Origin of the sequence: Pseudomonas sp. VI4.1, assembly GCF_002029345.1 — a bacterium.
Taxonomy (GTDB): domain Bacteria; phylum Pseudomonadota; class Gammaproteobacteria; order Pseudomonadales; family Pseudomonadaceae; genus Aquipseudomonas.
Genome location: NZ_MULM01000103.1, coordinates 1 through 26,295, shown reverse-complemented (window position 1 = coordinate 26,295; position 26,295 = coordinate 1). Strand labels below are relative to the sequence as shown.

The window sequence follows — 26,295 nt, the reverse complement described above, 5'->3', positions numbered from 1 at the left end:
CACCCAGGCCGGCGCGGCCAAATCATGACCACCAACCAGGCCGGTACCGCAACAAGACCACCGTCAGCCAGGCCGACAACTACAACGAGCTGTACTTCGACCAGAACGGCAGCGACAACATCCTCATCGCCTCGCAACGCGGCACCACCAACCTGGCCCTGGGCACCAGCAACGGTTCGGGCAACAGTACCGAGTACGATCAGTCGGGCATGGATAACCAGGCGTTCACTACCCAGTATGGGAGTGATAACCAGATCACTGTGAAACAGGCTGACAGCCTGAACGTGGCGTATGTGACCCAGGAGGGGTCGGGGAACATTGCCAGGGTTGATCAGAGTGGGATGACGCAGATGGCGACTGTGCAGCAGTATGGGACGGGTAACCAGGCGACTGTTCTGCAGCAGTAGTTTCGCCAACAAAAAAACCGCGACTCTTTTTGGGATCGCGGTTTTTTTTTCGTCCGCATGGACCAGGATGTGCGCCGCTGCCCCCTGTAGGAGCTGGCTTGCCAGCGAAAGCGTCCGTCCAGGCGATGAATGTGCCGACTGACCCTCCGCCTTCGCTGCGGTGCGGCGATCCAACAAGCCAGCTCCTACAGTGGATCGAGTACGGTCGAGATTGATTGTCGGCTATCAGGATGTCATCGCAACATGGCCCACATGACGATTTCCTGTGGTTGAGGGTCAACCTTGGGGATCGAGGTTATCCAGTGCCCGGTTGACTGCCCGGTCGGCCAGCATGATCACCTGCTGGATGCCCAACACCATGCTGCGCTGCGGCCCATCTACAAAGGTCGCGAAGTCACTGGCCATGACACTTGCGGAAGCCAGCGATTCACAGGCGTGGGCCAACAGGCTTTCGGTATCGATATCCGGGGCGATGACGAACATTGTGCTGGGTTTGTGGGGTACATGGCTTTTTGAGAATGGCGGGTTTGAGGCTAAGGCTGGAAGCGCAGCTGGCGGTGGTGCTTTCGGTTTGCGATTCTGGGGGATTAGGTGTCGGTTTGGGCATGGTGAAGATTCTGTAGAAAAATGAAACCACCATGACCTGTCGCTAAACAAGCAAGGGTGGCGGCTGTACGAAGGTTAGCGAACCGGGGGGTACAGGAAAACCCGGCAGACCCGAAAGTCTCCGACGCACAGCCGCCATGATCAAATTGCAGACATAAAAAACCTGCAAAAAAGAGTGGAGTGCTGTTGCTCCCTGTAACTGTTCGGATCGCTAAACCCGATCGCTGAATTTGCAGCGACCCAGCAACGATAGAGTCAGGGCCCAGGGTGCACAAGCCGGCGGATTCTGGCGTAGTTGTAGGCAATGGCGCAAGGTGATGTAGCCTCAAGTCAGTCCTACAGATGATTACATGCTCCCGTACAAAACTGGCTGGCTGCCGCCTTCGCAGGCAAGCCGGTCTCGCTTACACAAGAGATCTGGGGACATCTGTGGAATCAGGTCGGCTGTCAGGCCGTCTTCGCTGGCAAGCCAGCTCCTACAAGGTCCGGGTAGATCCGCAGGATCAGGTTGGCTGTCAGGCCGTCTTCGCTGGCAAGCCAGCTCCTACATTGGATCGGCGTACTTCTTTCGCTTCTCACCACTCATCAGGCCGAGCGTTAGCTCGCCTGCAGCTTTTGATCTTGATCCACCCGCCCCTTCGGGAGGCTGAGTGGAGGTGTTCATCCGGGGAGTGGCGCGCAGCGCCGTTCGACGCAGTCGAACACGCTGCATGTAGGTCGTCGCGAAGCAGACCGGAGGGCAGTGTCCCCGGATGGACACCGGAGCGAAGGAACCCCGAGCCTTGGCGAGGGGCCGGACGCCGGGGCGAGACCTTTGCTTCCTTTGGGGCGTTTGCCAAAGGGAGTCGACCGTCAGGGCGAAACCATAAGCGGCCGTTACCGCAGCAATGGATATGTACTCAACCAACAAGAACCTGGTCGGCCCGAAGGCCGCCACGTTCACTCTTCCTTACCCTCAGGCACCACCTTGGCCTGGGTCAAATACCGATCCAGCGTCTCATCCTGCAGCGGCGCGGTCTTATCCCCCGCCACCTGCCACATCTTGCGTTCAATCCCCTGGGCCAACAGATGCCCCACCGCCGCCTCGATCGCCGACAACACACACAACTGCGCCGGCTCGTTGGTGGTGTACCCGACCTCGGCCTCGAGCAACTTCTTGAACTCGATGAACTTGAACACCCCGGCACTGCGGGCCACGGAGTAGATGGTCTTGCTGGTCATCACGTTGGCCAGGATCTGCCCGCTGCGCACATCCACCGCCCGCAGGTTCACCGTGACCTGATCCACCCGATACTCGCGGGAAACGTCGATGCCCAGGTAACCGGCCCCTTCCCCGCCGCTGCGCACGTTGGTGTCGTACGCAATGATCCCGCCCTCGAGCATCATGTTCGCCGCCTGCAGCGGTGGCAGCTCACCCTGGATATTCATCGGCGTATTCGGTTTTTTCTGCGAGGCGCGGATGATCTTGCGTTCGGTCAGCAGGTTCTGCAGCCCCTCGCGTTCGAGCACCACGAACCAGCCGCTGGCCTGCATCGCGTCCATCAACATGCTCGCCGCGCCCTGGGTCACGCTGGTGGAAAAGGAACTGGCCGGGGTCGGTTTGTACTGCCCGGTCTGATCCCGGAAGCCGTACACCACCGCCATCAACCGGCCTTTGGGGCGTGGCATGTTCAGCAAGTCGTAATAAGTCGACGCCCGAGGTGTCAGGGTCGGGGTTTCGGTGTCCTGCTCCGCCGACATCGGCTCGCGCAGACTGCACCCTTGTAATGCCGCCAACATCAGCCCTAGCGCTATGATCTTTTTCATGTCCTTGTCTCCCCATTGACCGAGCCCCTCAAGGGGCCAGGCCATTCACCTGGATTTCCGAAATTTCGCCGGTCGCGCGGTCGGTCACTTCAATAGTCAGTGCGCCGGAGTCGTCGATGACGTTGACGATAAAAGCGTCGGTGGACAGGCTCCCCGTGTTGCCGGTGGAGATGTTGTCCAGCAACTGTCCCAGCAACCGCGATTGCAACTGGCTGCTGAAGCGTTCGAGGGCCGAGGTCCCGGCCAGCGAGGTCCGCTCTTTCAAGTCCGGATCGTCGTAGTCGTTTTGCGACTGGGCTTTGTTGAGCAGCCAGGTTCCGTTCAACGGGTTGCCGCCGAATGACGGGTTGATCGGCGTGTAGACCAGCTCCGTGGCCTGGACCAGGCCGCCATTGGCCAACCCGAGCAAGCAGATGGCGGCCAGTGAAAGTCCGGGGCGGCGCAACAACGTTTTGGTTTTCATAGTTCGTCCCTCTCAAGGTCCGTGGTGTCCTGCAACAAGGCTTCCAGCTTGCGTTTGACGATCTGCCCGCGCACCCAGTCGGCGGCGTCGGACGCCTCCTCCTTGAGGTCCACGGTGTTCGGCGGCAGGAAGCGCCGATAAACCAAACGCTGTTGGTACTCCACCGTCACCAGGCTGCCCCAGCGTGCGGAAGGTCGTTCGCGTACCACCAGGTTGAAATCCATGGGACTGGTGGCGCGCAGGCGTTCACTGAACGCGTAATAAAACTCGTGGCCGATGTGCGAGATGGTGTCGTCGACGATAAAGCCCATCATTTCGTCCTCTTCGGCGGCCGCGGCAAACGGCGTCGCCAGCAGCAGGATCAGGGCCAGGCAGAATCGGTTCATGGCATCACTCCTTGTGCAGACCTGGACGGACTTTTCGGCCCCGACGTGCCCTCGAGGAACGCCTTCTCGGCCACGAACTGCCAGTCCTTGTAACTGGCCATGCCGGTGAAGTCCGACCATTGACTGGGGAAATCCGCCTGTTTGAGCGGCTTGTCCGTCGAGGGGCTGTAGAGGCCGGTGATGCGCCCGTCGAAACCGCGCATCAGGGTCCATTCGCCGCCCCCGATCGGGTCCGGGTACAGCTGGCGGATATGGTGTTTGGCGTTGGGAAAACGTTCGTCCTGCACCAGGTCCGCCAGCTCTTTGGGGTACTGCGCCAGGCCCGGCGAACTGCGGTAATAGCTGCGCAAGGCCTGGGCGTACTGGGTCCCGACCCAGAGCAACTGGCGTTCACGGTCACGGCGCGAGGCGGTCGACCATAATTCGCCGGCACTGGCCAGGCCCATGCCCATCACCATGATCAGGAACAGCACGCCCAGGTAGGTGAAACCCGCCTGGTTCGAGGGCCTACCACTCGGCATAAAGGCTGCCATCACGCGCCCTCCCTGTGGCACCGCTCTTGATATCGGCAACCCCGCCCGGCACACCGTCCGGCGGCGCCACCAGGACCCACAGGTCCTTGCGCTCGGCAATCGGGTCCATCGGCGGGTTGCGCAGGTAACGCTGCTCCACCAGTTGTTCGATGGAATCGGGGTAGCGCCCGGTGTCGCCGTAGTAGTGGTCCAGCGCCTCGCGCATCGCCGACAGGCTCTGGCGCAGGGTGGTCTCCTTCGAGGCTTCGAGGCTGTTGAAATAGCGGGGCAAGGCGATGGTCATCAGGGTCGCGATGATTGCCATGACCACCATCAGTTCCAGCAGGGTAAAACCCTTTTCCCGGCGCATAAGTCACCACTCCCGGTAGGCGATGCCGTTGAGACCCTTGCCGCGCGCCTGGGAGTAGACGTCAAAGACGTCTTCGCCCTCCCGCGGGCTTTGAGCCGTACTGTCATAGGAACGCAAGCCCCAGCCGCCTTCGTCGTCGCGCTTGACCGGGGCCAGCGGGTCGCGGGGCACCCGGCGCAGGAAATAGAACTTGGCGCCCTTGGCGCTGCGCACATCGCGCACGCCATCCACCAGCACTTGCAGATTGGGTGGATAGCCGCTGTTGTTCAGCGACTTCTCGATATAACCGGCGTCAAAGGCGCGCTTGTAGGCGTCGATGGCGTCGCGAAGCTGGTACAGCGCCGTGCGCAGCTCCTGTTCCTTGCCCCGGCGCACCACGGTCTCGGTCAGCGGCGCGGCCATGCCGGCCAGCAGGCCGATCAGGGCCAGCGTCACCACGACTTCGATCAGGGTGAAACCACGTTGCGAGGCGTTCATGATCAAGGCTTCTCGATAACGACTTGGGTGGTGACCGCGACCGGCCGATCGATAGCCGCCGGCGCAGCAGCCGACTCCAGCTGCCGGTCCGGCGCCTGGATGTGCATGCTGGTTTCGGTGCCGGTCGGGAATTCCATGTCCGAGGGGCTCTGGTACGGCAGGTTGCGCACGATCCGCGGGGTGATCGACAGCACCAGTTCCGACTTGCCGACGGTGTCCTTGTTGCTGCCGAACAAACGGCCCAACCCGGGTATGTCGCCAAGGCCGGGAATCTTGTTGCCGGTCGCCCCATGGTCGTTGCGCATCAGGCCGGCGAGGATCTGGGTTTCGCCGTCATGCAGGCGCAGGGTGGTCTGGGCGTTGCGGGTGTCGACCTGCACCGGAATCGTGCCCTGGCGGGTCGGCTCCAGCGGGGTGGCGTTACTGACTTCCAGGGCGATCTTGATCGCCACTTCGTTGTTCAGGTGCACGGTCGGCTGCACTTCCAGTTTCAGACCGACATCCAGGTAAGTGACGCTTTCGGTGATCACCGGGCCCTGGGTCGACGGCACCGAGGTGGCGCTGATGATCGGCACGCGCTGACCGATGTGGATGCGTGCCTGCTCGCGGTTGCTGACGCGAATCACCGGGCTCGCCAGGGTGTTGATGTCGTTGTCCTGGGCGTTGATCTTGGCCTGGGGCGATGGCGAGATGCTGATCCGGCCGGAGTTGATGCCCTTGAGTTGATCGAGCAAGGTCACCGCCGAACCGTCGCTGTTGACCACGCCAAAAGTGTTGGGCCATTGCAGGCCCAGGTCGAGAATCCGCTGGGTCGCGACTTCCATCACCTCCACTTCCAGCACCACTTCGGGGTTGGACTGGTCTTGCGACTGCAGGAGCTTTTCCGCCATGCGCACGGCGTCTTCGCTGTCGCGCATGGTCAGGGTATTGAGGCGTTCGTCGACGAACACGTCGCGGGTCTTGAGCATGGTCTTGATCATGTTCAGCGCGGTGTTGGCATCGATGCTGGTCAGGTAGAAGGTGCGCATCACCAGCTCCTGGTAATCCTTGACCTTCTGCGGCGAGTCCGGGTAGATCAGCAAAGTGTTTTCGTTCACCACTTTCTGGTGCAGCTGGTTCTGTTGCAGCAGCAGCTCCACGGCGTCTTCGATGCGCACGTCGCGCACGAAGATGGTGGCTTTCATGTCCGGGCGCAGGTCCTTGTCGAAGATGAAATTCAAACCGGCGACCTGGGACAGCACTTCGAAAATCACCTTCAGGTTGGCGTCGCGAAATTCCAGGGTCACCGGCCGGTCCAGGCGGGTGCGCAGCTGCGGATAGGGGATCACGTTGCGGCTCTGGACCAGGCGGATGTTGCCTTGCAGTTCCAGCGCGCCTTCATTCTTCGGGTCGAGTTCGAGGATCTGTTTCACCTGGCGATCGGCGCCGTAGATGTCACCGCGACGCAAGTCGCCACGGGCCAGTTCGAGTTTGTCTTCCATGCTGCGCAGATACTCAAGCTGGCGCAGGGCGTCCTGGGCGCGGCGGTTGTTCGGCTCGATGGTCAGCACCCGGCTGTAGGCCATGCGTGCCGAGGCGAAATCCCGGCGTGCGCGATCGGTGTCGCCCTGAGTCAGCAGCGCCGTGATCGCCTTGGCCCGACCGCTGTTGCGCAACAGGTGCAACTCGGTATCGCGCGGGTTCTCCCGCAGCCCTTCCTCGACCCGGGCCAGGCCGGCTTCGTACTGGCCCTGTTCGATCAGCTCGGACGCTTCCTTGTTGGCCACTTGCGCCGTACTGCACGCGACCAGCACTGTGCACAGGCCAAGGCTTATCAACAAACGGGATTGGTTCATTGCGTGCTCCCCACAGACAAGGTCTGGGACAAATGCAGCGGCAGGTAGATAAAGCTCAGTTCCACATCGGAAATGCCCTCGATCCGCCAGGTTTCGTCGATCACATCCCCTTTGCGCACGACGTATATTTTTTCGCCGTTCTGCAAAAACACTTGCAGGTCGGAACGGTCATCCAGCCGACCGATGAACTGGAATGGCATCGGCGGTGCGCTGGGGGCTTGCACCACCGGGGTGACGATGACGGGTTGTTCGGTGACGCTGGCAAGCGTCGGGGCCGCCTTCCAGCTGCGGGCGGCAAACAGATCGCCTGCCGGGGTCAGGTCCTTGACCGCCGCCGGCTTTTTCGCGGCCGACGCCGCTGGCAGTGCGCCGCGGGTTTTGCCGGTACCCGAGGTGGACGCGGCGACGACCGAGACCTCGACCTGTTCCGACGGCATGAAGTAATCGGGCACCCAGGTCAGCGCCGCGGCCACGCCGAAGAACGCCACCCAACCCACTGCGCGCTTGGTATTCATCATGACCTCGACAGGTAAAGGGTCATGCGGATCCGCCCGGTCAGGTCGGTGTCGGCGATTTTCTTGCGCTGGAACTCCACGTCCTCGACCACCACTGCCGGCAGCTGGCCGAGCAAGGCATGCAGGAAGCGCCGCAGTTGCGGGTAGCTGCCGCGCACCGGCAGCAAGATCTGATAGCGAGCCAGATGGGTCTTGGGGTCGATGCCCAGGGAATATTCACCGCGGGCCAGGGTGATGTGTTCCTGGGCCGCCAGCGCGTAGATCTTGTCGATGGCAACCGTGGCCTGGGGCTGGGACGGCAGCTTGCTGCGAAAATCGTCAAGCTGGCGTTGCGGCACCACCGGGGCGGCGACGCTGCCGTCTTCGACCCGGGCCAGGTACTCGCCGGCTTCGCGGGTCTGCTGGCTGAGGGTTTGCAGCGCCTGCCAGTCCGGCATCAGGCCGCCCAGGCCATACAGCAGCGCCAGCAGCAGCATTGCCAGCCCGGCCAGGCCGGGCACGCCCAGGCCTTGCAAGTATTCGTGGACGATCAATCTAGAGATTTGCATCACCGATCTCCCAGCTGGCCGACAGGTTGAATTGCACCGGTTGCTCCGGCGATTTGACGACGATTTCGTGGCTGAGCAGCGACACGTCGGACAGGCTCGCGCTGGCTTCGAGGCGCTGGTGGAACGCGAGCATGGCTTCCAGGTCCCGTGCCTCGGCGCTGATCCGCACCTGGCCCTTGCGCGCATCCGGGGTCAGGGTCAGCAAGGCGATGTCATCCCGGGGCAGGGTTTCGAGCATGGCGAACAGCCGTTCCCAGGGCCGGCGCAGTTGCTGCGAAACCTTGCGCATCTCGGCCAGGTTCTGCGCCTGCTCCCGGGTCTCGGCCGGGGTCAGGCTGGTCTTGCTGCCGGCGTCGCCGGTGAGGACGCGCTGGGCGGACTGCAGATGGCCTTGCTGTTGCGCGGCCTGTTCACTGAGGTGCTGCTGGATGAAGCAACAGCCCAGGGTCAGCACCAGGCCGCCTGCCAGCAGGCTCCAGCCCAAGGGGCCCGAGCGGCGACGCGGCTGGAAGTCGAGCATCAGGGCGCGCATGTCAGGCCACCGCCCGGGACATGACGTACAACGCATCGCGTACGCCGGTCCGGTCCTCTTCAAGGGTGCGCAGCTGCACACCGGGTACGTCGGGCTGCGCCTCGATACGCGCCGGCGCATGCAGGTAGACGCTCAATGGCCGCTCGCTGGTGGAGGCCTGCAACTGGCTTTCGCGACCGATCAGCGCGGTCAGTGCGGCGTCGCTGTCGCCGGTGCCGACCGAACGCACCGCCGCCCAACGCCCTTCCCGGGCCAGCAGCAACACACTGCGCACCGACTCGGCGACCACGAACAGGAAGTCGCCGGCGTCGAGGCTTTTATCGAAGTGGTTGAAGGCCGCCATCAGGTACGGCTGCACCGAGCGCAAGCGCAGGCCGCGCTCGCTCACCAGGCTGCGCAGGCGCGCCAGCAGGTCTTGCGGCAGCGCGCTGGCGATACGGTCGTAGCCAGCAGGCTCGGCCGACAACACCAGGCTCCAGGGTTGAGTCGGTACGCCGTAGAGGTCTTCGAAACACAGGTGCGCGAACCCCTGCAGTTCGTCAGGGCTGCTGATCTGGTCGCTCCAGGGCACCAGGCAAAAACGGCTGAAGTGCCCGGAAATCACCACGCTCAATTCGGCACCGGCCCGGGTGTGTTCAGCCAGCAGCCGGTCGAGGGTGTCCAGGGCCACGGCCCAGGCATGGAAGCCTTCGTCGATAAAGCCGACGCTGCCCAGCCACAGGGTGTCGTTGCCCTTGCGCTGGCCCAGGCCGACGCTGCTGGCGCCGAGCACGGCGACAAAACGATCACGAGACAAAAGTGACACGATTGATCTCCTCGAGCGTGGTCCGCCCTTCTGCAACCAGTTCCAGCGCCGACTCGCGCAACAGGCGCAAGCCACGGGTGCAAGCGTGTGCCTTGATTTTCGAAACAGGCTGGCGCTCGACGATCATCTGCCGCAGCTCGTCGTCCAGATGCAGCAGCTCGGCGATTGCGGTACGCCCGCGATAACCGGTGCCCCGGCAATGGCCGCAGCCCTTGCCGTGGACAAACTGGAAGTGGTCGACCTGTTGCGGATCGAGTCCGGAGAGGCGCAGCTCCTCCTCGGTCGGATAGCTCGGCGCACTGCAACTGGCGCACACCAGGCGGATCAGGCGCTGGGCCAGCACCGCGTTGAGCGCCGAGACCAGGCTGTAGGGGTCGATTTCCATCTGGGTGAAGCGGCCGATCACGTCGAATACGTTGTTGGCGTGAATGGTGGTGAACACCAGGTGCCCGGTGAGCGCCGACTGCACGGCGATCTGTGCGGTGTCGGGGTCACGGATTTCACCGACCATGATCTTGTCCGGGTCATGGCGCAGGATCGAGCGCAGGCCGCGGGCGAAGGTCAGGCCTTTCTTTTCGTTGACCGGGATTTGCAGCACGCCGGGCAATTGATATTCCACCGGGTCTTCGATGGTGATGATCTTGTCCACGCCGTGGTTGATCTCGGTGATCATCGCGTAGAGGGTGGTGGTCTTGCCGCTGCCGGTCGGACCGGTGACCAGCACCATGCCGTAGGGTTCGGCGGCCAGCCGGCGCAGCTGGCGCAGGGTGTGTTCTTCAAAGCCCAGGGCCTGCAACTGCACGCCGCTGACCTTGTCCGCCAGGTCCTGTTTGTCCAGTACCCGCAGCACCGCGTCCTCGCCGAAAATGCTCGGCATGATCGACACCCGGAAGTCGATCTGCCGGCCGCTGATACCGATCTTGAACCGACCGTCCTGGGGCACGCGTTTTTCACCGATGTCCAGTTCGGCCATGACCTTGACCCGGGAAATCACCTGTTCGGCGAACTCGCTGCCCTGGATCTTGCTGATGTTGTTCAGCACGCCGTCGATGCGGTACTTGATCACCAGGCCGCTGCCGGTGGTGCCCAGGTGGATGTCGCTGGCGTGCATTTTCAGCGCGTCGTACAGGGTCGAGTTGACCAGCTTGACCACCACGCTGGCATCTTCGCTGATGCTGGTCAGGGACAGGCTTTGCAGGGTATCGATTTCGATGTTGGCGTCGGCCTGGGCGTTGAGCGATTCCACCGCGTGGAAGCTCTCTTCGTGGCGCGCCAGGTAGGCTTTCAGGTCGTCGGCGTGCACCAGGTACAGCGGCGCGCCATGCAGGCAGTCATCGATCCAGGCCAGGCGCGAGGTGTCGAAGGGGTCGGCAAACACACCGATCACCGCATCGGCGTGACGCAGCAGGATGAATTCGCGCTTGAGGCATTGGGCCAGGGTGACCCGGTCGAACACCGGGGTGGCTTGAAACAGGCTGTCGGTGTCGAGCACCGGATAATGCAGGGTCGCGCCGAGGCACTGGATGAAAGGCATGGGGGCCAGTTCGCACAGCACCCCGAGGGCTTCCAGGACCCGCTCGCCGGAGCTGGTGGCCCGGGCCCGGGCCTGGGCCAGTTGCTCACTGGAAAAACGAGACGGTACACAGTCCAGCAGCGCCGGTTCGACGACAAGGGATAGACGGTCCATGGCATGCTCTCCAACGCCGGGGGCTTTGAGCCCTGTCGACGCGGCGAGCCATTACAGCTTGTCGCGCCCCTAATCCCCGGTGAGCAATTGTCCGTCGTCTGGTGCCTCGGACGTCGATGGAATTCGTCGACGATCTGCCAGCACCCAACTGCCGTCGTACAACTGCAGCGGGAAACTTTCGGTCCTGCTCTGGCGTCGTTCGACAAAACCTTCGGATGTGCTCATGCCTGCTTTGGGTTCGCGCTGCATGCCCAGAAGATCGCAGACTGCCCGGGCCAATTCCGCCAATGGAAAGGGTTTGAACAGGATATGACTGACTCCGAGTTGCCGGGCCCGCTCACAGACTTCAGCGGTGGGGTGCCCCGTGATCAGTACAAAATGACAATTCCTGTTCCGGCGGACAGCATCGAGCACCTCAAAGCCTTCCATATCGGGCAAGCGGTAATCGAACACCATCACATCGGGGGCGAACCGTTCGGCTTCACCGATACCCGTCGCTCCGTCATGTGCAATCCGGACGTCCAACCCTTGCGCCTGAAGGTAATCCTTGAGGTTTTCGCCAAGGAGCTGTTCGTCTTCGACAACCAGTACTTTGTTTAACAAGGTCGACTCCTTGAAACCGCAGGTCCGATGTTCCAGCCCTGGGAGTGCGCCCTTTACAGGACTAACGCACACTTCATGCCAGGCTGGGCGCCGGTATTATTATCTCTTCATGTCCTTGAATTTGAAGACAATGCCCTATCTTCCAGCACCCCCTCCCCCCAAAGGCGGGGAAGCGTGTGGAGTGGCACTGAAGTTCTTTCCCCAGTATTGGGGGGTAAACCTTCAATCATCGTCAATTCGCTCGATTCGATTACTGGAACGTAACTGCGCCAGAACGTCTCGACGAGCCTGGGCCTGGTGTTGCCGGGCAAGGTACACCCGGACCATCTCAAGCCCTTGCTCCTCTGAGACATCGGTCGCCTCCAGGTGGTTCTGCACCTTGATCAAATGCCAGCCGACCGCCGTACGCACAGGCGTACTGACAGCTCCCGTTGCCAAGGCGAACGCCGCCGCTTCGAACTCCGGCAACATGCGCCCCCGGGGGAAATAGCCCAGGTCCCCGCCTTCGCTGGCGGATGCATCTTCGGAACCGGCCCGGGCCACGCTGGCGAAGTCCTCGCCCTGACTGATTTCCAGCCGCATCCGCTCCAAGCGTAGTCGCGCGGCTTCAACTGTGGAAGGGTCGGCATCCTGCGCCACTTTGATCAGGATGTGCCGGGCCTGGACTTCCTCGGGCCGGCTCATCTCGGCGCGATGAGCTTCGTAGAAGGCGCGGATCTGCTTTTCGTCCGGCCCGGCGGCCTGGGTCAGCTCGGCGAACACCTGACGAGCGGCGAGCTCACGGCGGGTGTATTCGATATAACCGGCTTCGTCGAAGCCGGCGTCTTCCAGGCGCCGGGCGAACTTGGCGGGATCGCCGATGGCCTGCCGAGTCTGGTCGACCTGGCTGCGCACCGTGGCGTCGCTGATCACCACCCCGCGCTTGACCGCTTCCTGCCACAGCAACTCGCGGTCGATCAGCGCATCGAGGGCGGCCTGACGCAATTGTTTGTAGGCCTTGGGATTGCGAATGCTGGCCACGGCCCGGCCCTGGTCCTCCAGGTACTCGGCGAAATAACGCTCCAGGCGCCATTCGGAAATGTCCTCGCCGTTGACCCGGGCAGCGACCGGGCCGTTGCCCCCAAACGCCGCGGGCACCGACATCACCAGCAGGAGCAGCACAGTATTGAGTTTCATCATCGACCTCCGGTCATGGCGTGGCGGCAATGGGTTTGTAGGGGGCTACCAGATAGAAGCGCTGGCCGGGCAGCTCGACGGTAACGATGTGCGCGCCGCTCAAGCCCTGGCGGCGACCCGGACCGAAGCTGATCCTCGGGGTCAGCCCGGTCTCGAAGTCATGCAGGCCCTCGAGGGCGCTGACGAGCTTCTCGCGGCTGGCGTCGCGCCCGGCCTGCTTCATGCCCTCGCTAAACAGCAGCATCGAACTGAAGGCGCCCACTTGCAGCACCGCGTGCTGCCCGCCGAGCCCCTGGTGCTCGCGCATGCGGGTCAGGGCCAGGCGTCCGGCCAGCGTCCAGTCACTGGGCACGAACGGATAGGCGAGAAACACCCGCCGGGAAAAACCACTGGGCACTTGCAACAGATCGCCCGCCACCTGGTTCGAGGCGGCGAACAGGTAAGGCACCTGCCCCGCGGTCTGCAAGCGCGCGGCGAGGCGACTGAAACCGCCGCCGCTGCCCAGGTAGAACACCGAGCGCGAGCCCAGTGGCAAATCGTCCCGTGCCGGGTCATAGGCTTGCAGGCTCACCTTTTGCCAGGCGTGATCCTGCAGGTACTGGCTGAGGTTCTGCGCCGCCACCTGTTGTCCGGGCTCGTCCGGGTAGGTGATCAGCGTCGGTCCCTGGAGCACCCGCAAACTGTTGGTGGCGTAATCGGCCAGGGCGATCAGTTGTTCACGCAACCCCGGCAGCGGCTCGAAGATCTGCCGACTGACCTGGGCCGTCCCCAGCAGCGACAACGGCCCGATCAGCGGGATACCGGCCCGTTCCAGGCGTGCCGCCAGATCCGAGTCCAGTGCCGGGACCAGCGGCGCGATCAACGCAAACACCTGCTCCTGATTGATCAATTGGTCCAGCGCCTGCTCGGCACTGGCGCGGTCCGGGCCCGGGTCGACAATCGTCAGGTACAACTGCCGACCATGAATCCCGCCCGCTTCGTTGATGCGCGCCACGCTGCCCCTGAGCACCGCAGCCACCGTGGCGCCCTCCTCGCTCAACGGTCCCTCGCGTGGCAATAACGTGCCCAGATGCAGGTTCCCGGCGGTCAGGCCCGGGTCGCGGTCATCGGCCAGCCGCTTGAGGTAGGCCGTGAGGTTGCGCTGATCATTCATCGACAAGACGAACCGCGGCATCGCCGGATCGAGCCGATTGTTGCCCGGATCGCGTCCTTCCTGAATCGCCCGCGCCAACAGGCCTTCGGTATACGCCGGGTAGTCACGGCCATTGATTTGCTGCTGGCCATAGCTGCTGGTGAGTCGCGACCAGCTCAGGTCCGGCGGCCGTACCCCGCCTTCCGGCCGCCCCTGGCCGTCGTTGCCATGGCAGTTGGCGCACGGCAGGCTGCTGGCCGGCAGCAGCATGTTCGCCGCACCGACCCGGGCCATGATTCGGCTCACCGCTGCCCGACACCCCTTCGCGATACAGCCGCTTGCCGGCACTTTCACTGGGGCTCAGGGGCAGCCCCTGGGCGGCGAAACTGATGCCGCCGAGCAGGAGCAGGCCGAGGATGAGTAAGGTCTTCATGGCGCGGGCTCAACGGCCGGCCACGGGCATTGTCAGCAACTGCAAGCGCTGGGCAATGGCGGCGGCCGGGGCATCGGGACGGATCTTGCTCCAGCGCTTGTTGGCGACGTCCCCTACGATCAATTGGGTGGAATGCTGCTCGGGGCTCGGCAGGATCTGGCCGATGCGGCTCAGTACAAGGTCGATCTGCGCCTTGTCGCCCGTGAGAAAAAGCCAGTGGGGCCCATCGACGCCCTGCTTCAAGGTATAAGCCTTGAGCACCGCCGGGGTGTCCCGCAGCGGATCACTGGTAAGGGAGATAAAGGTGATGCCATCGGCCTTGTCACCCAGCACCTCGCGAACTTCCTTGAGCTTGCGGGTGATCAGCGGGCAGGCATCGTTGCAGCTGGTGAAAATCACGTTCAGCAGCACCACGCGGTTCTGCAACGCGTCGCTGTAGAAGCGCAGGGTGTTGCCGTTCTGGTCCTGCAGCGGCGTGTCGGTGAACCAGGTCTGCGCATCGCGGGTGCCGCCGGCCGGTTGCGCGGTGGCCACCGCAGGCGCGGCGCTCGCGTGCCCTTCATGGGAGAACGCCCGGTCGCTGCTTACGCAAAGGCCCATCGTCAGGAGAATCAAGGCGAGCGCTTTCATGGGTGCTGCTCCATGGCAATGGCCGTGTGCTTGTTACGTCCGTTGCGCTGGCCGCTGAGCTTTTCCACTTCACGGGTCAGCACGGTCGGGTCGGTGAAGCCGTAATAACGGGTCCAGTTGTGGCTATTGCCGTCCCCCACCAGGATCAATGGCTGATGGCTTTTGAGATCGCCGCTGAAGCTGCCCAGGCCCTTGAGGGTTTCGTTGACCGACTGCACGCTGCCGGTGAGCCAGCTCCAGCCCGGACCGTTCTGGAAGGTGCGGGCATAGTCGTTCAGGCGTTTGGCGTCATCGCGTTGCGGGTCGATGCTGATGGAGACCAGCTGCACTTCGCTGCCGACCCGGGCGCCGAGCTGTTTCTGCACCTTGGCCATGATCGAGGACACTACCGGGCAGACCGTGGTGCAACTGGTGTAGATAAAGCTCATGACCACGATCTTGTCGGTCACCAGGTCCTTTTCCAGGCGCACTGCCTTACCGTTCTGGTCCACCAGTGCCACGTCGGCGAACTTGACCTGGGCGCTCTCCGAGCTGGCGCTTTTGGCCGGCATTTCATGGCCGGCGTGTTCATCTGCCGAGTGCGCCAGGGCCTGGCCGACACTGGCGGCCAACAGGCAGAGCGTCAGCAGCCCACTGTTTGCGAATCGATTCATGTCAGTTTCCTCTTAGTGGGTATCGCCGGGCAGGACCCGAACGCTGGCAAATGTCTTGTCGTCGAAACTCGCGCCGAGGGAGGCTGCGCGCACATGCAGGTACCAGGCGCCGTCCTGGTCGAGGGTTACCGGCGCTTCATAAATCCCGTCCCCCACCTCCAGGGCAGCGACTTCCTGGGCGCGGGACGTCGGGGCGCGGAAGTAGCGCACCTGGACGTCTTTCACGCCACTGCGCTGGGCCTTCTGTTTGCCCTGGACGATGCGAAAGCGCACGACGTAAGGGCTGCCGAGAGCGGCCGTGGTTTTGTCGAGCATGAACTCCACTTTCGGCAGGCCCGGGTGTTGGTTGCGGGTTTTGTCCGGCTCGACCAGCGCCGTGAAGCAATGGATGATATTCGGCTGGTTAAGCAGGAAGGCCACGTCAAACCGGCCGGCGTCCGGCAGTTTGATCCGCGCGCTGTACAGCCCCGGCTCGACTTCGCGCAGGCTGCGGTCGATGACCAGCGCCGCACGGGCCACCTGGCCGCGATTGGGGTAACCGGACATCGGCGCGTTCATGCCTTCGGCATAGAAGTAGGTGGTGTTGTCCACCGGGTTGACCACGAATACCGCATTGTCGTCCCGCGACACCGCCAGGCTCGACGCCAGCGGCAAGTCACCGGCCAGGCGCGGTGCCTGTGGCCCTGCGTCGAAACCCTGGCTGATCGGCTTGCGGCCTTCACCCAGGGACGACAGGTTGATCATCGTCACCTTGGCCGAGGCCAGTCCGCGGATGTAGGCGTAGGCCTTGGTGAACACCACCTGATAGGGTTCGGCGGACACGTCCAGTTCATGGATCAATGCATCGGTGGCGGCGTCGATCACCGCGGCCTGGTTCTCCAGGGTGTTGAGCACGATGCCGAAACGTCCGTCGGCGCTGAAGCCCATCGGGCCCAGCCCCTGTTTGATCTTGATCACCCGGCGCACCGCCAGGCTGGCGCTATCGACCACCGTCACGGTGCCGTCCTGGCCGTCGCTGACGTACACCGCCTGGGACAGCGACGAGTATGCGGCCGATAACGGGTGCGAACCGGTCTTCAATTGTTTGCTGATGGTCAGGCTGGCAATGTCGATGATGCTGAGCGTGCCGTCGTCGCGGTTGGTGACGAAGGCATGACGGCTGTCCTTGCTGAACGTGATTTCGTGATGCCCGGCACCGGTGGGCAGGTGTTTGAGCACCTTGAGGCTCTGGGTGTCGATCACCGTGACCCCGGAGTCCTCGGCAGCCTTTGCGTTGTTGCCGACCCACAGCAGGCGTTCGTCCGGCTGCAACGCCAACCGCACCGGGTTGCTGCCGGCGGCTACCGAGTCGATCAACTTGAATTGCTCGCTGTCGATCACCGCCACCTCCCCGGCAGTGGGCATCGACACGAACACGCGTTTGTTGTCCCGGGGCGTCACCCAGTCCATCGGCGGTTGCTTGATATCGATCCGCGCCATGGTGCTGGTGATCCCGCCCACCGATACCGAAGGGTCGACCACCGAGACGCTGGCATCGCGGTTCATCACCAGCAGGAAGTAGCTGTTGAGGTCGAGCAGCGGCCGTGCGCCGATGCTCGATTTCAGGAACACGCCGACCCTGGATTTGCAGCTTTGCTCACGCCCCTGGGCCTGGTCGGCGGCGATGGTTTCCGGGTCGAGCCAGGCACCGGGAGCGACGCCCGACAGTGGCTGGCCCGAGGCGCTGTCGGTGACCCGAAAGCGCACGTCGGCGAACTCACCCTCGCGCAGCACGCCGCTTCCGGCAAGCGGCTTCAGCTCATATGCCACCGTCACCCCGTCACGCACCAGGGTGTTTTTGCTCCAGGTCTTCGGCACCGCCACTTCGCTGAGCAACACCGGCTGCCACGCGCGCCATACGCCAGCCAGATCAGCGCCAACCCTACAAGCAGCGCCCAAACGGCGACTATGATGGTCCTGTTCATATTGTTCTCCCCTTACAGATCTGTGCCTGTCTGACCGCTCCCACAGGGGGGGACATTTGCCCCCCTCCCATCGCTCCTACGGTGCCGGTGCCGGTTCGGGCTCGTTGGTTACCCGCAGCAATCCCCATAGTCCGGCGGTGTTGCCGTAGGCGCCGTAGTCACGGAACAGGTAGTCGCCCGGTATCGCATTGCTGCCCCCGGCGCTCGGGTGCATGAAGCTGAAGTGCGCCGCCGGCAGGATGCTTTCCCGTGCGCCGATGTACATCGACATCGGGTTAAAACCGAACCGCACCGAACCCACCCCTGGTGTACTCATCGGGTAACCGCCGGTATCGCTCTTCTCCGACTGGAACGGGTTGACCGACCAGACGTGACCGTCAAGCTGGAAGGTCGTACCGCGGCTGCCACCGGTGGGCATCATGATGTGGGTGCGGAACGGTTGCCCCGGCTTCACATACAGCACTGGCGTTTGCGGATCGCCTCCCACCAGTGCGTTGCTGTAGGCCATGTGCGCATTGGGCACGTCACCGTAACCATGGCCATCGGCATGCCCAAAGGGCGCATCCGGTGCCAGCCCGAAGCGGAACCACAGCGGCTCGGCTTTGTAGTTGATGGCCATGCTCGAGTTGTCCTGCGGATCGGTCGGCACACCCAGGCCTTCGGCGGCAATGCCTTCCACCGGCCGGCCGTTGGCCCAGCGGATGTTCAAGGCTTTCTGCCAGACCATCGCAAAGTCGCGGTAGGTGGTTTGCCCCGGTGCGGTGACCGTGGCCGTCACTTTGCGCGCATCGTCAACCCAGGTCGCCCCGATCGGCAGGATGCTCATCGCCCCGCCCAGGCCTTTCTGCGGTTGTTTGATGACGTCCGCCGGGGTGAAATTCAACCCGCCGAACTCCACCGCCGTGGCGTTGATGTTGTCGACATTGCGGCCCAGTTGCGTGATCGGCTTGCCTTCACGTTCCAGGTGCCCGGCGTAGTACTTATAGGTACGCGTCGGGTACGCGCCGACTGTGCCCACCCGTGGCGGCACGGTCTGGATCGGGTTGGCGCCGACGTTGGTGCCGTCGGACTTGGTGATGTCATACGCCAGCAGTTGCGCGTGCAGGCCAACGTGGCTGGACGGCCGCATCAGGTTGTTGCTGAAGGTGGTCGCGCCCAGGCCGCTGTTGCGATCGCGCTTGACCATGCCTTGCATCACTGCAGTCTGGGTCAGGTCCGGCATGATCAGTGGCAGACGGTTTTCCAGGGTGATGTTGATGCAATCACCGGCCGCCGCGCGCAGTACCAGCGGTTCGACAGGTATGCCAGGCTTGAGCTTGCCGGTGATCGGATCGAGGTCACCCTTGCGCACATACAGGATCGCTGTCGGGTCATGCAGTGGCCCGCTTTGCCCGCCGATGGTGAAGGTCTCACCGTCTTCAGGGTCGGTTACGGTGACCTGCGGAATGCTCACCGTCCGTGAGTTGAACACCAGGGTGCCGCCCGCCGGATTCAACGGCCCGCCGACATGTTGCCCGAGCCCGGCCGGATCGCCGATCGCCAGGTTCAGCGGATTGCGCAGAATGTCGTTGGCCAGCGCCGCGACCACTTCATAGTTGCGTTGCACGGTCGGCCGGGTACCGATGCCATTCGGGTTGGCGCCGTACCGTGGGCAGATGCCATCGAACGCAACCGTATTGCGCATACCCGTCGGTTTCGCGTTGTTCGGCACCGCGAACAGATCGCTGCGCTGGGCCGTGTAGTTGCGCATCACGCCCCAGATCCCGCTCCAGTAGCCTTCCAGGGAGGCGTCCATCGAGTACAGGTAATCCCCGGTGGTCGCGGCCGAGCTGGACATCATCGACACCGGCGCATTGAAGCCCAGCTGCTCGGAGATCCCGACCATCTGCGACGAGCGCCAGCCCGAGTTGGAGCTGTTGCCGAACCCGGACCCGCTCTGCAGCCATTTCACGCCGTGCAGGGTCACGTTGTGCTCTTCTTCGTGACCGCCGGCATGTACCCGCAGCCGCACGTTGTCACCGGTGTAGGTGCGCAGCATCGGGGTGAACGGGTCGCCCGGCTCCGCGCCGCCACGGTTGATGTGCGGCGGGAACAGCGTGGTGCCGCCGGTGGGGCCGGTGGCCGCAGTGACCAGGTTCGGCGCCAGGTTCATTGCCGGGATCGCACGGTCGGTACGGCTTTGCATGGCATACGCCAGGTCGCCGCCGAGGCCGTCGGCCTGCATGCCGCGCTTGCCGTCCGGGCCAACCTTGTTCGGGTCATATACCCGCAGGGCCAGCGGTTCGTTGCGGTAATTGACCACGAACATGCCCGGGTCATCGACCGAGATCGCTTGCGGGCATGGGCGGCTTGGGCAACCGGGCACCTGCCCGCCTTGCACTTCGACGATCCCTTCCAGCAGGTTGCTGGCGTTATTGCGCACCGGCGGGTTGATTGCGTAGCGGAAGCTGTCAGCGGTGGCCGGGAAGGCTTGCGGGTTAGGCACGCCGTTGGGGCCGGCACCGACATACACACCGGCTTCATAGGCATGCTGGAAGTCGCTGTACTCAAGGAAGAACTCACGGAAGCTGTCGTTCTTGCCGTCGCCGTCCAGGTCGCCGGTAGACACCACCGCCTGCCACGAAGTCGGTCCGCCGTCCTGCCGCGCGCCGCTGTACAACGGCTCGCCGGTTTCGGCGTGGAACCAGGTGGAGCCGGCAGGTTCGGCCAGCACGGTGGCGTACAGACCAATCTGTTGGTGAGTCGATGGGCCTAAGTGGTCGTGGGTAAAAATGGTCCCCAGGCCACGGTCGACACCTTTGGCGTTCACCACCGGATCGACGAACCAGCGCTGCATCGCCGTGCGCGCGCGACCCAGTCGGCCCGGCCGTATTGGCCAAAGAACGGGTGCGCCTTGGCTTTGGGACAGGCCGGCGTGCCGTCACGCGGGTCGGTGCCTTCGCACTGGTTGAACTCGCGAATGGCGTGGATGCGTTCTTGCACGGCACCCGGGGAAAGCACGCCGTCCTCGTAGTTCCAGCCGTTGGCCGAACCGTCGGCCGCTGTCAGGTCCCATTTCGGCAGGTGAATGTGTTGGCGATCATCGTCGGTCGGCGTACGCACCTGATAGTCGTCCATCTCATAGGTGGCCGGCACCAGGTTGGTTTGCTGGTACTGCACGCAGTCGAAAGTGTTCATGCGCATCACCAGCGGCTCTGGTGGACGCTGCTTGGTGATCACCGGCCAGGCGTCTTCCCACAGGGCGAGGATGCGCGCTTGCGGAAAGTGGTAGCCGACCTTGTTGTACACCGCGTCGAACTGGATGTTCGCGGCTTTATAGACCCGTGGACGGTCGGCGGTGAAGGTCGAGGAACCGGTGTAGGACATGCCGTCAACCCGTTCACCGCTATTGAACTCGCCGGTGCCGGCGCTGCTGGTCAGGCGCTTTTGCCGGTCATCCATGCACGGTTCGTAATACGGAGCGCCCGCGATCGGTAACGCGCCATTGGTGCGGAAATTGCGCGCCACCACCTGCTTGCCCGGCAGCACGGCAAAGCTTGGGTGGTCTTTTTTGGCGTGGAACGCCATGGCCGCCTGTTCGACTTCGGTGCCCTCTTCCGGCATGTAGATGGGTTTGGCCCGGGTCACTTCCTTGGAGAAATCCAGGGAGGTGGTAATGGTGTGCGCCTCGCCACCGGCGGAGAAGCCATCCAGGGAATGCCGTCCCAGGCCGCCGTCCCAGCCGCCGGACTGAGCCGGGTCGAGGTTGGCCCACAACGCATTGCCGCTGGTTTTCAGGGACTGAGCCTTAGCCGCGTCGAGCATGTCCAGTGGCGGGGTTGGTGGGCGTTGGCCGACTGAGGTTTCCATGCCGCCGATCCAGAACGGATAGCCAGGGTTTTTCAGGCTGCCGTCGGCATTGCGGTTGGCTTCACTGCGATCGACCAGGGCCAGGGAACCGATGGCCTGGGCGCCGCCGCTGCCGCCGTGGTGTTCGCCGTCGTCATCATCATCATCGCCACCGGCCACCAGGGTTTCGCCGATTTTCGGCACCACCGCGACCTTGCCCGGCATCGGTGCCATGGCCTTGCCCGGCAGCGGTACAACCGCGGGAATCGGTGTGCCGGCAATGATTTCGCCATCGGGCAAGGCCCGAGCGCCAGCCGCCGGTTTGCCGCTGCGCAATGCATAAGGTTCGCTGTGGAAACCGTCGCTGCCTTGTTGGGATACTTCGAGTCTGGTGCCTTCTTCAAACACATCGTGCACCCGCCACATGCTCCACATGCCTTGGGCAAAGTGTGGATAGAAGTGGCAGTGATAGATCGCATCGCCCGCTACGCGATTGCGGTTGCCCGAACCACCGTTGGCGATTTCATAGGTGTAGCCGGCACCCGGGCCGATGCCCTGGGCGTCCACATAATCGGAGTTGTCGTCGTTGGGGTTGAACAACCACTGGTGCCCGTGCAGGTGGAAAATATGCTGCTCGTGACCGTTGTGGGTGTTGCGGAATTTGACGAAGTCACCGATGTAGCTGTGGTTGACGTTCGACGGTTCGGACGGGTACAGCGCCATGGTCGCCTTGACCCCGATCTGATCGGCGTTCGGTACCTGCCCCGGGAGAATGCCTTCCAGGCCGGTGTTGGCCGGTACGTCCACCAGCATCGCCACGTCGCCGACGGTGTGGGAGCTGAGGAAGAACTCTTCGTAGGCGCAGGACAGGCAGTCGTGCATCGGTCCGACGCCCAGACGGTTGGCCACCACCTCGGCCCCCATGCCGCCGGAGCCGTAGTTGATCATGAACGAGTCGCGGGTCGGCTCCAGCACGTGGGCCATCACCGGGTCAGCCCAATACGCGGGGAATGCCTGGGTCGCGGCGGTTTCATCTTGGAACTGCGAAGCAAAATCGCGGAACGGCTCCAGGCGATTGGGGATCGCCGGGTTGCGTTTGCCGAGGGCTTCCAGCGGGTAGGTCGAAGGCGGGAAGCTGCCGTCGGCGTTGCCGCCCATCACGATCGCGTCGCTCTCGCTGGAGATGATTTCGTTGCCGTCGACCATATTGATGATCGGCGTGCCGGCCTTGCCTTCACGGATCCACGGCTCGCGCTGCGGGTAACGCGCCTGGTCGCGACGATCGGCTGGCCGGCCGGGGTGCGGCCGGCGCTGGCCAGGCGCATTTCTTCTTCGGTCACGGTGTTGCGATAAGTGCGGCCACCCTTGGGCACCACCACCACCTGGCCGAACAGACCGTTGGCCACGTTGCCCGCATCCCCTTCGCCACCGAAGGTCGCGCCGCGGCTGCTGGCGGCGAATGCGCCTTCGCGCTCGGCATACAGGGTGTAGGAACGGCTGGCACCCGGGGCGATCAAGGTATTGGCGTTGCGCCCGGTATAGGACGCAATGTCATCGATACTATTGACCGCCTGCATGCCGTTGACCTGGAAGCCGACGTGTCGATCCTTGACCTGCTCGTCGACCTTGAAATTGGCTGCGTCACCGACTTCAACCTCGCCTTCCTCGCCCTCTTCTTCCTCGCCGTCCTCGTGCGAACCGGGGTTGGCCTGGTAGGCCAGCAGGTTCTGCAGGTTGATGGTCAGGCAGTCACCCGCAGCGACCCGCAGCACCAATGGCCGCGGACGCTTGTCCGGTCGCAGCGAGACTTTGCCCGGCACCGCCGAGCCGCCCTGGGCCAGGGACCGGTCATGGTCGTCGACCACGTCGCGGCGCAGGGCGAACATCATGCCGTTGACGTTCTGCGCGCCAAGGCGGTTGAACATCAGTGGCTGATCCAGGGCCACGACGTTGGCCACCAGATTGCGTTCACAGCGCAACGCCGCTTCGGCCACCCCGATGCCGAGCATCGGCGCCACCAACAGCAGCAATTTGAAAAGGGACTGAGCGTTGGGTATGCCGGTCATGATCACGGGCCTCGCTGTGGGTGCTCACAGGGAATAATTCTCGACAAGTCCCTTGGAGCAATCCGCATGCCATAAATATTATTGTTGTTTATCAATCAGTTACAGATAGCATTTGCTAAGCCGGGGGATATTCCCCACCCATTCCCCCTTTTACGGGTCGGGACTTCTTGCCCCATTGTTGGGGAAACTTGTCCCACAGCTGCCGATCACAACGGCGCATCCACGGCCAGGCCCTGCAAGCGTCGGTACTGGCGCAACACGCTGGGCACATAACGCTGGGTTTCGGCGAACGGCGGGATCACCCCGCCACGGCTGAGCACCGCTTGCGGCCCGGCGTTGTAGGCCGCTACGGCGAGGCTGATGTCATTGCCGAAGAGGGTCATCAGGCGCTTGAGATAACGGGCGCCGCCCTGGATGTTGGCCTTGGGGTCGTAGACGTCGATCACGCCCATTTCCCGGGCGGTGTCGGGCATCAGTTGCATCAGCCCGCCGGCGCCCTTGGGTGAGGTCGCGCCGGCGTTGTAGCTGGACTCGGTCTGGATCACGGCATGCAACAGCGCCGCCGGCAGTTGATTGGCCGCCGCCGCCGCAGACACCAGCTCGGCATAGGGTTGCCGGGCAATCATCTGCGGTTGCCCGCCAGTGCTGGCCTGGGCGGATTCAGGCTCATGAATCACCCGCTCGTAGGTGCGACCGGGACGGTAGACATTGGACAGCACGTAGCTGCCCTTGGCGTCCACGGACACGAACACATCGGCCTGTACGACACCGGTCTGCAGCAGCAGCCCGAGCAGTCCCATGGTGAGTGTTTTCATTGCTCTGCCTCCCCTGACCGGCCCCGAAAAATGGGGCTAATGCCCCAATGGCCGGTCGTACACCTGCTGTACGCAAGCACTGTGCCGACTCGGCCAAGGCCCGTGATCCGGGGCTTGCAGCGGGGTATCCGGGCGTGAGCATGGCAATTGCATAAGACGTCATGGCGACCCTTTTGCCCACTGTGTGAGGTCATCATGAATCAGCGTCTGTGTAGTACCCCGCGAACGCAAAGCGGGTTCACCCTGCTCGAACTGTTGGTGGTGCTGGTCGTGCTCGGGCTGTTGGCCGGCATCGTCGCGCCGAAGTATTTCGCCCAGCTGGGGCGTTCCGAAGTGAAGGTGGCCAAGGCGCAAATCGAGGGCCTGGGCAAGGCCCTGGATCTGTACCGGCTGGAGGTCGGTCATTACCCGTCGACCGAACAGGGCTTGCAGGCGCTGATCACCGCGCCGAGCGATGAGACCCGCTGGACCGGTCCTTATTTGCAGAAAAAGCTGCCGCAGGATCCCTGGGGCCACAACTACACCTACCGCCACCCCGGCGAAAACGGCGAGTACGACCTGCTGTCCATGGGCAAGGACGGCCAACCCGGCGGCGAAGGCGAAAACGCCGAAATCACCAGCTGGCAATGACGAGGGACGAACATGCGCTTTCACCTCAAGGCCGTGGGCAAGGCGGGTGTGGTCTCGATGACAGTCGAAGCCCCCGGCCACAGCGAAGCCCGGCGTATCGTCGAAGACCAGGGCTTGCGGGTGGTGAGCCTGCACGTCGAGCGGCATTGGCGGGCGTTGCGCCTGCACAAGCGCGAGACGTTCAACCTGGTGTTGTTCAGCCAGGAACTGACCACCTTGCTCAACGCCGGCCTGCCGTTGATCGATGCGCTGGAAAGCCTGGCGGAAAAAGAAAATGCGCCCCAGGCCCGCAAGACCTTGAGTGAACTGGTGCGCCTGCTGTATGAAGGCAAGTCGTTCTCCCAGGCCCTCGGGCAATTGTCGGCGGTATTCCCGCCGCTCTATGTCGCGCTGGTGCAATCGAGTGAAAAAACCGGCGCCGTGGGCGATGCCCTCGGCCGCTATGTCAGCTATCGCCAGCGCATGGACGAGGTTCGACAGAAGATCGTCAGCGCGTCGATCTACCCCTTGCTGTTGCTGGTGGTGGGCGGCGGCGTGGTGTTGTTCCTGATGGGCTATGTGGTGCCGCGTTTCAGCCTGGTGTTCGAAGGCCTGGGCTCGAACCTGCCGTGGCTGTCGCAGGTCCTGATGAGCGGCGGGATGTTCCTGCACGCGCACCAGGGTGAATTCTTCGGTGCCTTGGCGGCGATCATCGTCGCCCTCGCCTTCCTCCAGCGCCAACCGGCCTTTCGCCGAGGCCTGGACCGGGTCATTGAGAAACTCCCGGCGGTCCATCAACGCATCTTCATGTACGAACTGGCGCGCTTTTACCGCTCCCTGGGCATCCTGCTGCAAGGCGGCATCCCCCTCGTCACGGCCATGGGCATGGTCCGCGGCCTGCTGACCGTCGCCTCCCGCGCCCGCCTGGACCAGGCCTGCGAACGGGTGCGCGAAGGGCAATCGCTGTCGGCCGCGCTGGAACTCAATCACTTGGTGACACCGGTATCCCTGCGCCTGCTGCGCGCCGGCGAACAGTCCGGCAACCTCGGGCAGATGATGGAACGCAGCGCCGACTTCTACGACGAAGAAATCAGCCGCTGGATCGAATGGTTCGTGCGGCTGTTCGAACCCCTGCTCATGACCTTCATCGGCTTGCTGATCGGGGTCATCGTGATCCTGATGTACATCCCGATTTTCGAATTGGCCTCGAGCATTCACTGATACACCCGACAACAAGACGGAGATCGATATGCACATGAAAAGGCTGTTGCTGGCGGTGGCTATTGGCGCGGTTCTGTCTGCGTCCGCCGTATTGATGCCGGACGGGTTGTCCGGTGTATCGAGTGCTCAGGCCAAGGATGGTGGCGGTGGCGGTGGTGGTGGTGGTGGTGGAGGCGGTGGCGGCGGTAGTGGTGGCGGCGGTGGCGGCGGTAGTGG

At 63.3% G+C, this 26,295-nt stretch carries 21 protein-coding genes and 4 pseudogenes; 4 read left to right on the top strand and 21 right to left on the bottom strand.

Translation table 11 applies throughout. The annotated features are described in order from the left end of the window. Window positions 1-407: pseudogene (locus BZ163_RS05495) on the top strand (curlin); the annotation flags it as partial. A gap of 276 nt (window positions 408-683) precedes the next feature. Here the strand turns inward: BZ163_RS05495 and BZ163_RS35415 are convergent. The 21 genes and pseudogenes from BZ163_RS35415 to BZ163_RS05385 form a co-directional block, all read right to left on the bottom strand. Beyond that, entirely contained in the window at window positions 684-890 is a 207-nt protein-coding gene (locus BZ163_RS35415; protein ID WP_224791031.1) for a DUF6124 family protein, read from the bottom strand. 1,062 nt (window positions 891-1,952) lie between these two features. Then, window positions 1,953-2,819 (bottom strand): CsgG/HfaB family protein, encoded by an 867-nt coding sequence (locus BZ163_RS05480; RefSeq protein WP_128870092.1) that lies wholly within the window; start codon window positions 2,817-2,819, stop codon window positions 1,953-1,955. A gap of 28 nt (window positions 2,820-2,847) precedes the next feature. Next, a complete protein-coding gene (locus BZ163_RS05475; RefSeq protein WP_128870091.1) occupies window positions 2,848-3,282 on the bottom strand; it encodes a curli assembly protein CsgF in 435 nt (144 codons plus the stop codon). After that, on the bottom strand, window positions 3,279-3,668 hold the full coding sequence (gene csgE / locus BZ163_RS05470; RefSeq protein WP_128870090.1) for a curli production assembly/transport protein CsgE: 390 nt from the start codon (window positions 3,666-3,668) through the stop codon (window positions 3,279-3,281). The genes BZ163_RS05475 and csgE overlap by 4 nt, the downstream gene beginning before the upstream one ends. Continuing rightward, entirely contained in the window at window positions 3,665-4,201 is a 537-nt protein-coding gene (locus tag BZ163_RS05465; protein ID WP_128870089.1) for a type II secretion system protein, read from the bottom strand. The genes csgE and BZ163_RS05465 overlap by 4 nt, the downstream gene beginning before the upstream one ends. Then, window positions 4,176-4,550, bottom strand: a complete 375-nt coding sequence (locus BZ163_RS05460; RefSeq protein ID WP_064678369.1) for a type II secretion system protein — start codon at window positions 4,548-4,550, stop codon at window positions 4,176-4,178. The genes BZ163_RS05465 and BZ163_RS05460 overlap by 26 nt, the downstream gene beginning before the upstream one ends. 3 nt (window positions 4,551-4,553) lie before the next feature. Then, window positions 4,554-5,027, bottom strand: coding sequence for a type II secretion system protein (locus tag BZ163_RS05455; protein WP_128870088.1), 474 nt, complete (start codon window positions 5,025-5,027; stop codon window positions 4,554-4,556). Window positions 5,028-5,029: 2 nt separating this feature from the next. After that, on the bottom strand, window positions 5,030-6,862 hold the full coding sequence (locus BZ163_RS05450; RefSeq protein WP_128870087.1) for a secretin N-terminal domain-containing protein: 1,833 nt from the start codon (window positions 6,860-6,862) through the stop codon (window positions 5,030-5,032). Then, window positions 6,859-7,377 (bottom strand): hypothetical protein, encoded by a 519-nt coding sequence (locus tag BZ163_RS05445; protein ID WP_128870086.1) that lies wholly within the window; start codon window positions 7,375-7,377, stop codon window positions 6,859-6,861. Before BZ163_RS05445 ends, BZ163_RS05450 begins: the two co-directional genes overlap by 4 nt. After that, window positions 7,377-7,925, bottom strand: a complete 549-nt coding sequence (locus BZ163_RS05440; RefSeq protein ID WP_128870085.1) for a GspMb/PilO family protein — start codon at window positions 7,923-7,925, stop codon at window positions 7,377-7,379. The genes BZ163_RS05445 and BZ163_RS05440 overlap by 1 nt, the downstream gene beginning before the upstream one ends. Further along, window positions 7,912-8,457, bottom strand: coding sequence for a PilN domain-containing protein (locus BZ163_RS05435; RefSeq protein ID WP_128870084.1), 546 nt, complete (start codon window positions 8,455-8,457; stop codon window positions 7,912-7,914). The genes BZ163_RS05440 and BZ163_RS05435 overlap by 14 nt, the downstream gene beginning before the upstream one ends. Before the next feature lies 1 nt (window position 8,458). Further along, window positions 8,459-9,262, bottom strand: coding sequence for a hypothetical protein (locus tag BZ163_RS05430; protein WP_128870083.1), 804 nt, complete (start codon window positions 9,260-9,262; stop codon window positions 8,459-8,461). Next, window positions 9,243-10,949, bottom strand: a complete 1,707-nt coding sequence (locus BZ163_RS05425; RefSeq protein WP_128870082.1) for a GspE/PulE family protein — start codon at window positions 10,947-10,949, stop codon at window positions 9,243-9,245. The genes BZ163_RS05430 and BZ163_RS05425 overlap by 20 nt, the downstream gene beginning before the upstream one ends. Window positions 10,950-11,018: 69 nt before the next feature. Further along, window positions 11,019-11,552 (bottom strand): response regulator, encoded by a 534-nt coding sequence (locus BZ163_RS05420; protein ID WP_128870081.1) that lies wholly within the window; start codon window positions 11,550-11,552, stop codon window positions 11,019-11,021. A 222-nt stretch (window positions 11,553-11,774) separates the two neighbouring features. Beyond that, complete coding sequence (locus BZ163_RS05415) at window positions 11,775-12,728, bottom strand: peptidylprolyl isomerase (protein ID WP_128870080.1); 954 nt, start codon at window positions 12,726-12,728, stop codon at window positions 11,775-11,777. 13 nt (window positions 12,729-12,741) lie between these two features. Next, a pseudogene (locus tag BZ163_RS05410) lies at window positions 12,742-14,293 on the bottom strand (ABC transporter substrate-binding protein). A 9-nt stretch (window positions 14,294-14,302) separates the two neighbouring features. Then, window positions 14,303-14,923, bottom strand: coding sequence for an SCO family protein (locus BZ163_RS05405; RefSeq protein ID WP_128870079.1), 621 nt, complete (start codon window positions 14,921-14,923; stop codon window positions 14,303-14,305). After that, complete coding sequence (locus BZ163_RS05400) at window positions 14,920-15,576, bottom strand: SCO family protein (RefSeq protein WP_128870078.1); 657 nt, start codon at window positions 15,574-15,576, stop codon at window positions 14,920-14,922. The genes BZ163_RS05405 and BZ163_RS05400 overlap by 4 nt, the downstream gene beginning before the upstream one ends. Window positions 15,577-15,588: 12 nt before the next feature. Beyond that, on the bottom strand, window positions 15,589-17,454 hold the full coding sequence (locus BZ163_RS05395; protein ID WP_371916786.1) for a YncE family protein: 1,866 nt from the start codon (window positions 17,452-17,454) through the stop codon (window positions 15,589-15,591). A 162-nt stretch (window positions 17,455-17,616) separates the two neighbouring features. Continuing rightward, window positions 17,617-23,434 (bottom strand): annotated as a pseudogene (mnxG, locus tag BZ163_RS05390) (manganese-oxidizing multicopper oxidase MnxG). Window positions 23,435-23,640: 206 nt separating this feature from the next. Beyond that, window positions 23,641-24,249, bottom strand: coding sequence for a lytic transglycosylase domain-containing protein (locus BZ163_RS05385; protein WP_128870077.1), 609 nt, complete (start codon window positions 24,247-24,249; stop codon window positions 23,641-23,643). Window positions 24,250-24,444: 195 nt separating this feature from the next. On the opposite strand from BZ163_RS05385, the gene gspG reads away from it, so the two are divergent. From gspG to BZ163_RS35410, 3 genes and pseudogenes are all read left to right on the top strand, one after another. Then, the gene (gene gspG / locus BZ163_RS05380; protein WP_128870076.1) at window positions 24,445-24,879 is read left to right on the top strand and encodes a type II secretion system major pseudopilin GspG; all 435 of its coding nucleotides are present in this window, start codon (window positions 24,445-24,447) and stop codon (window positions 24,877-24,879) included. Window positions 24,880-24,891: 12 nt separating this feature from the next. Next, on the top strand, window positions 24,892-26,079 hold the full coding sequence (locus tag BZ163_RS05375; protein WP_128870075.1) for a type II secretion system F family protein: 1,188 nt from the start codon (window positions 24,892-24,894) through the stop codon (window positions 26,077-26,079). A gap of 28 nt (window positions 26,080-26,107) precedes the next feature. Next, window positions 26,108-26,295 (top strand): annotated as a pseudogene (locus tag BZ163_RS35410) (hypothetical protein); the annotation flags it as partial.

Coding starts and splice junctions, on each gene's coding strand:
- BZ163_RS35415 (WP_224791031.1), bottom strand. CDS start 890: ATGTTCGTCATCGCCCCGGATATCGATACCGAAAGCCTGTTGGCCCAC.
- BZ163_RS05480 (WP_128870092.1), bottom strand. CDS start 2,819: ATGAAAAAGATCATAGCGCTAGGGCTGATGTTGGCGGCATTACAAGGG.
- BZ163_RS05475 (WP_128870091.1), bottom strand. CDS start 3,282: ATGAAAACCAAAACGTTGTTGCGCCGCCCCGGACTTTCACTGGCCGCC.
- csgE (WP_128870090.1), bottom strand. CDS start 3,668: ATGAACCGATTCTGCCTGGCCCTGATCCTGCTGCTGGCGACGCCGTTT.
- BZ163_RS05465 (WP_128870089.1), bottom strand. CDS start 4,201: ATGGCAGCCTTTATGCCGAGTGGTAGGCCCTCGAACCAGGCGGGTTTC.
- BZ163_RS05460 (WP_064678369.1), bottom strand. CDS start 4,550: ATGCGCCGGGAAAAGGGTTTTACCCTGCTGGAACTGATGGTGGTCATG.
- BZ163_RS05455 (WP_128870088.1), bottom strand. CDS start 5,027: ATGAACGCCTCGCAACGTGGTTTCACCCTGATCGAAGTCGTGGTGACG.
- BZ163_RS05450 (WP_128870087.1), bottom strand. CDS start 6,862: ATGAACCAATCCCGTTTGTTGATAAGCCTTGGCCTGTGCACAGTGCTG.
- BZ163_RS05445 (WP_128870086.1), bottom strand. CDS start 7,377: ATGAATACCAAGCGCGCAGTGGGTTGGGTGGCGTTCTTCGGCGTGGCC.
- BZ163_RS05440 (WP_128870085.1), bottom strand. CDS start 7,925: ATGCAAATCTCTAGATTGATCGTCCACGAATACTTGCAAGGCCTGGGC.
- BZ163_RS05435 (WP_128870084.1), bottom strand. CDS start 8,457: ATGCGCGCCCTGATGCTCGACTTCCAGCCGCGTCGCCGCTCGGGCCCC.
- BZ163_RS05425 (WP_128870082.1), bottom strand. CDS start 10,949: ATGGACCGTCTATCCCTTGTCGTCGAACCGGCGCTGCTGGACTGTGTA.
- BZ163_RS05415 (WP_128870080.1), bottom strand. CDS start 12,728: ATGAAACTCAATACTGTGCTGCTCCTGCTGGTGATGTCGGTGCCCGCG.
- BZ163_RS05405 (WP_128870079.1), bottom strand. CDS start 14,923: ATGAAAGCGCTCGCCTTGATTCTCCTGACGATGGGCCTTTGCGTAAGC.
- BZ163_RS05400 (WP_128870078.1), bottom strand. CDS start 15,576: ATGAATCGATTCGCAAACAGTGGGCTGCTGACGCTCTGCCTGTTGGCC.
- BZ163_RS05385 (WP_128870077.1), bottom strand. CDS start 24,249: ATGAAAACACTCACCATGGGACTGCTCGGGCTGCTGCTGCAGACCGGT.
- gspG (WP_128870076.1), top strand. CDS start 24,445: ATGAATCAGCGTCTGTGTAGTACCCCGCGAACGCAAAGCGGGTTCACC.
- BZ163_RS05375 (WP_128870075.1), top strand. CDS start 24,892: ATGCGCTTTCACCTCAAGGCCGTGGGCAAGGCGGGTGTGGTCTCGATG.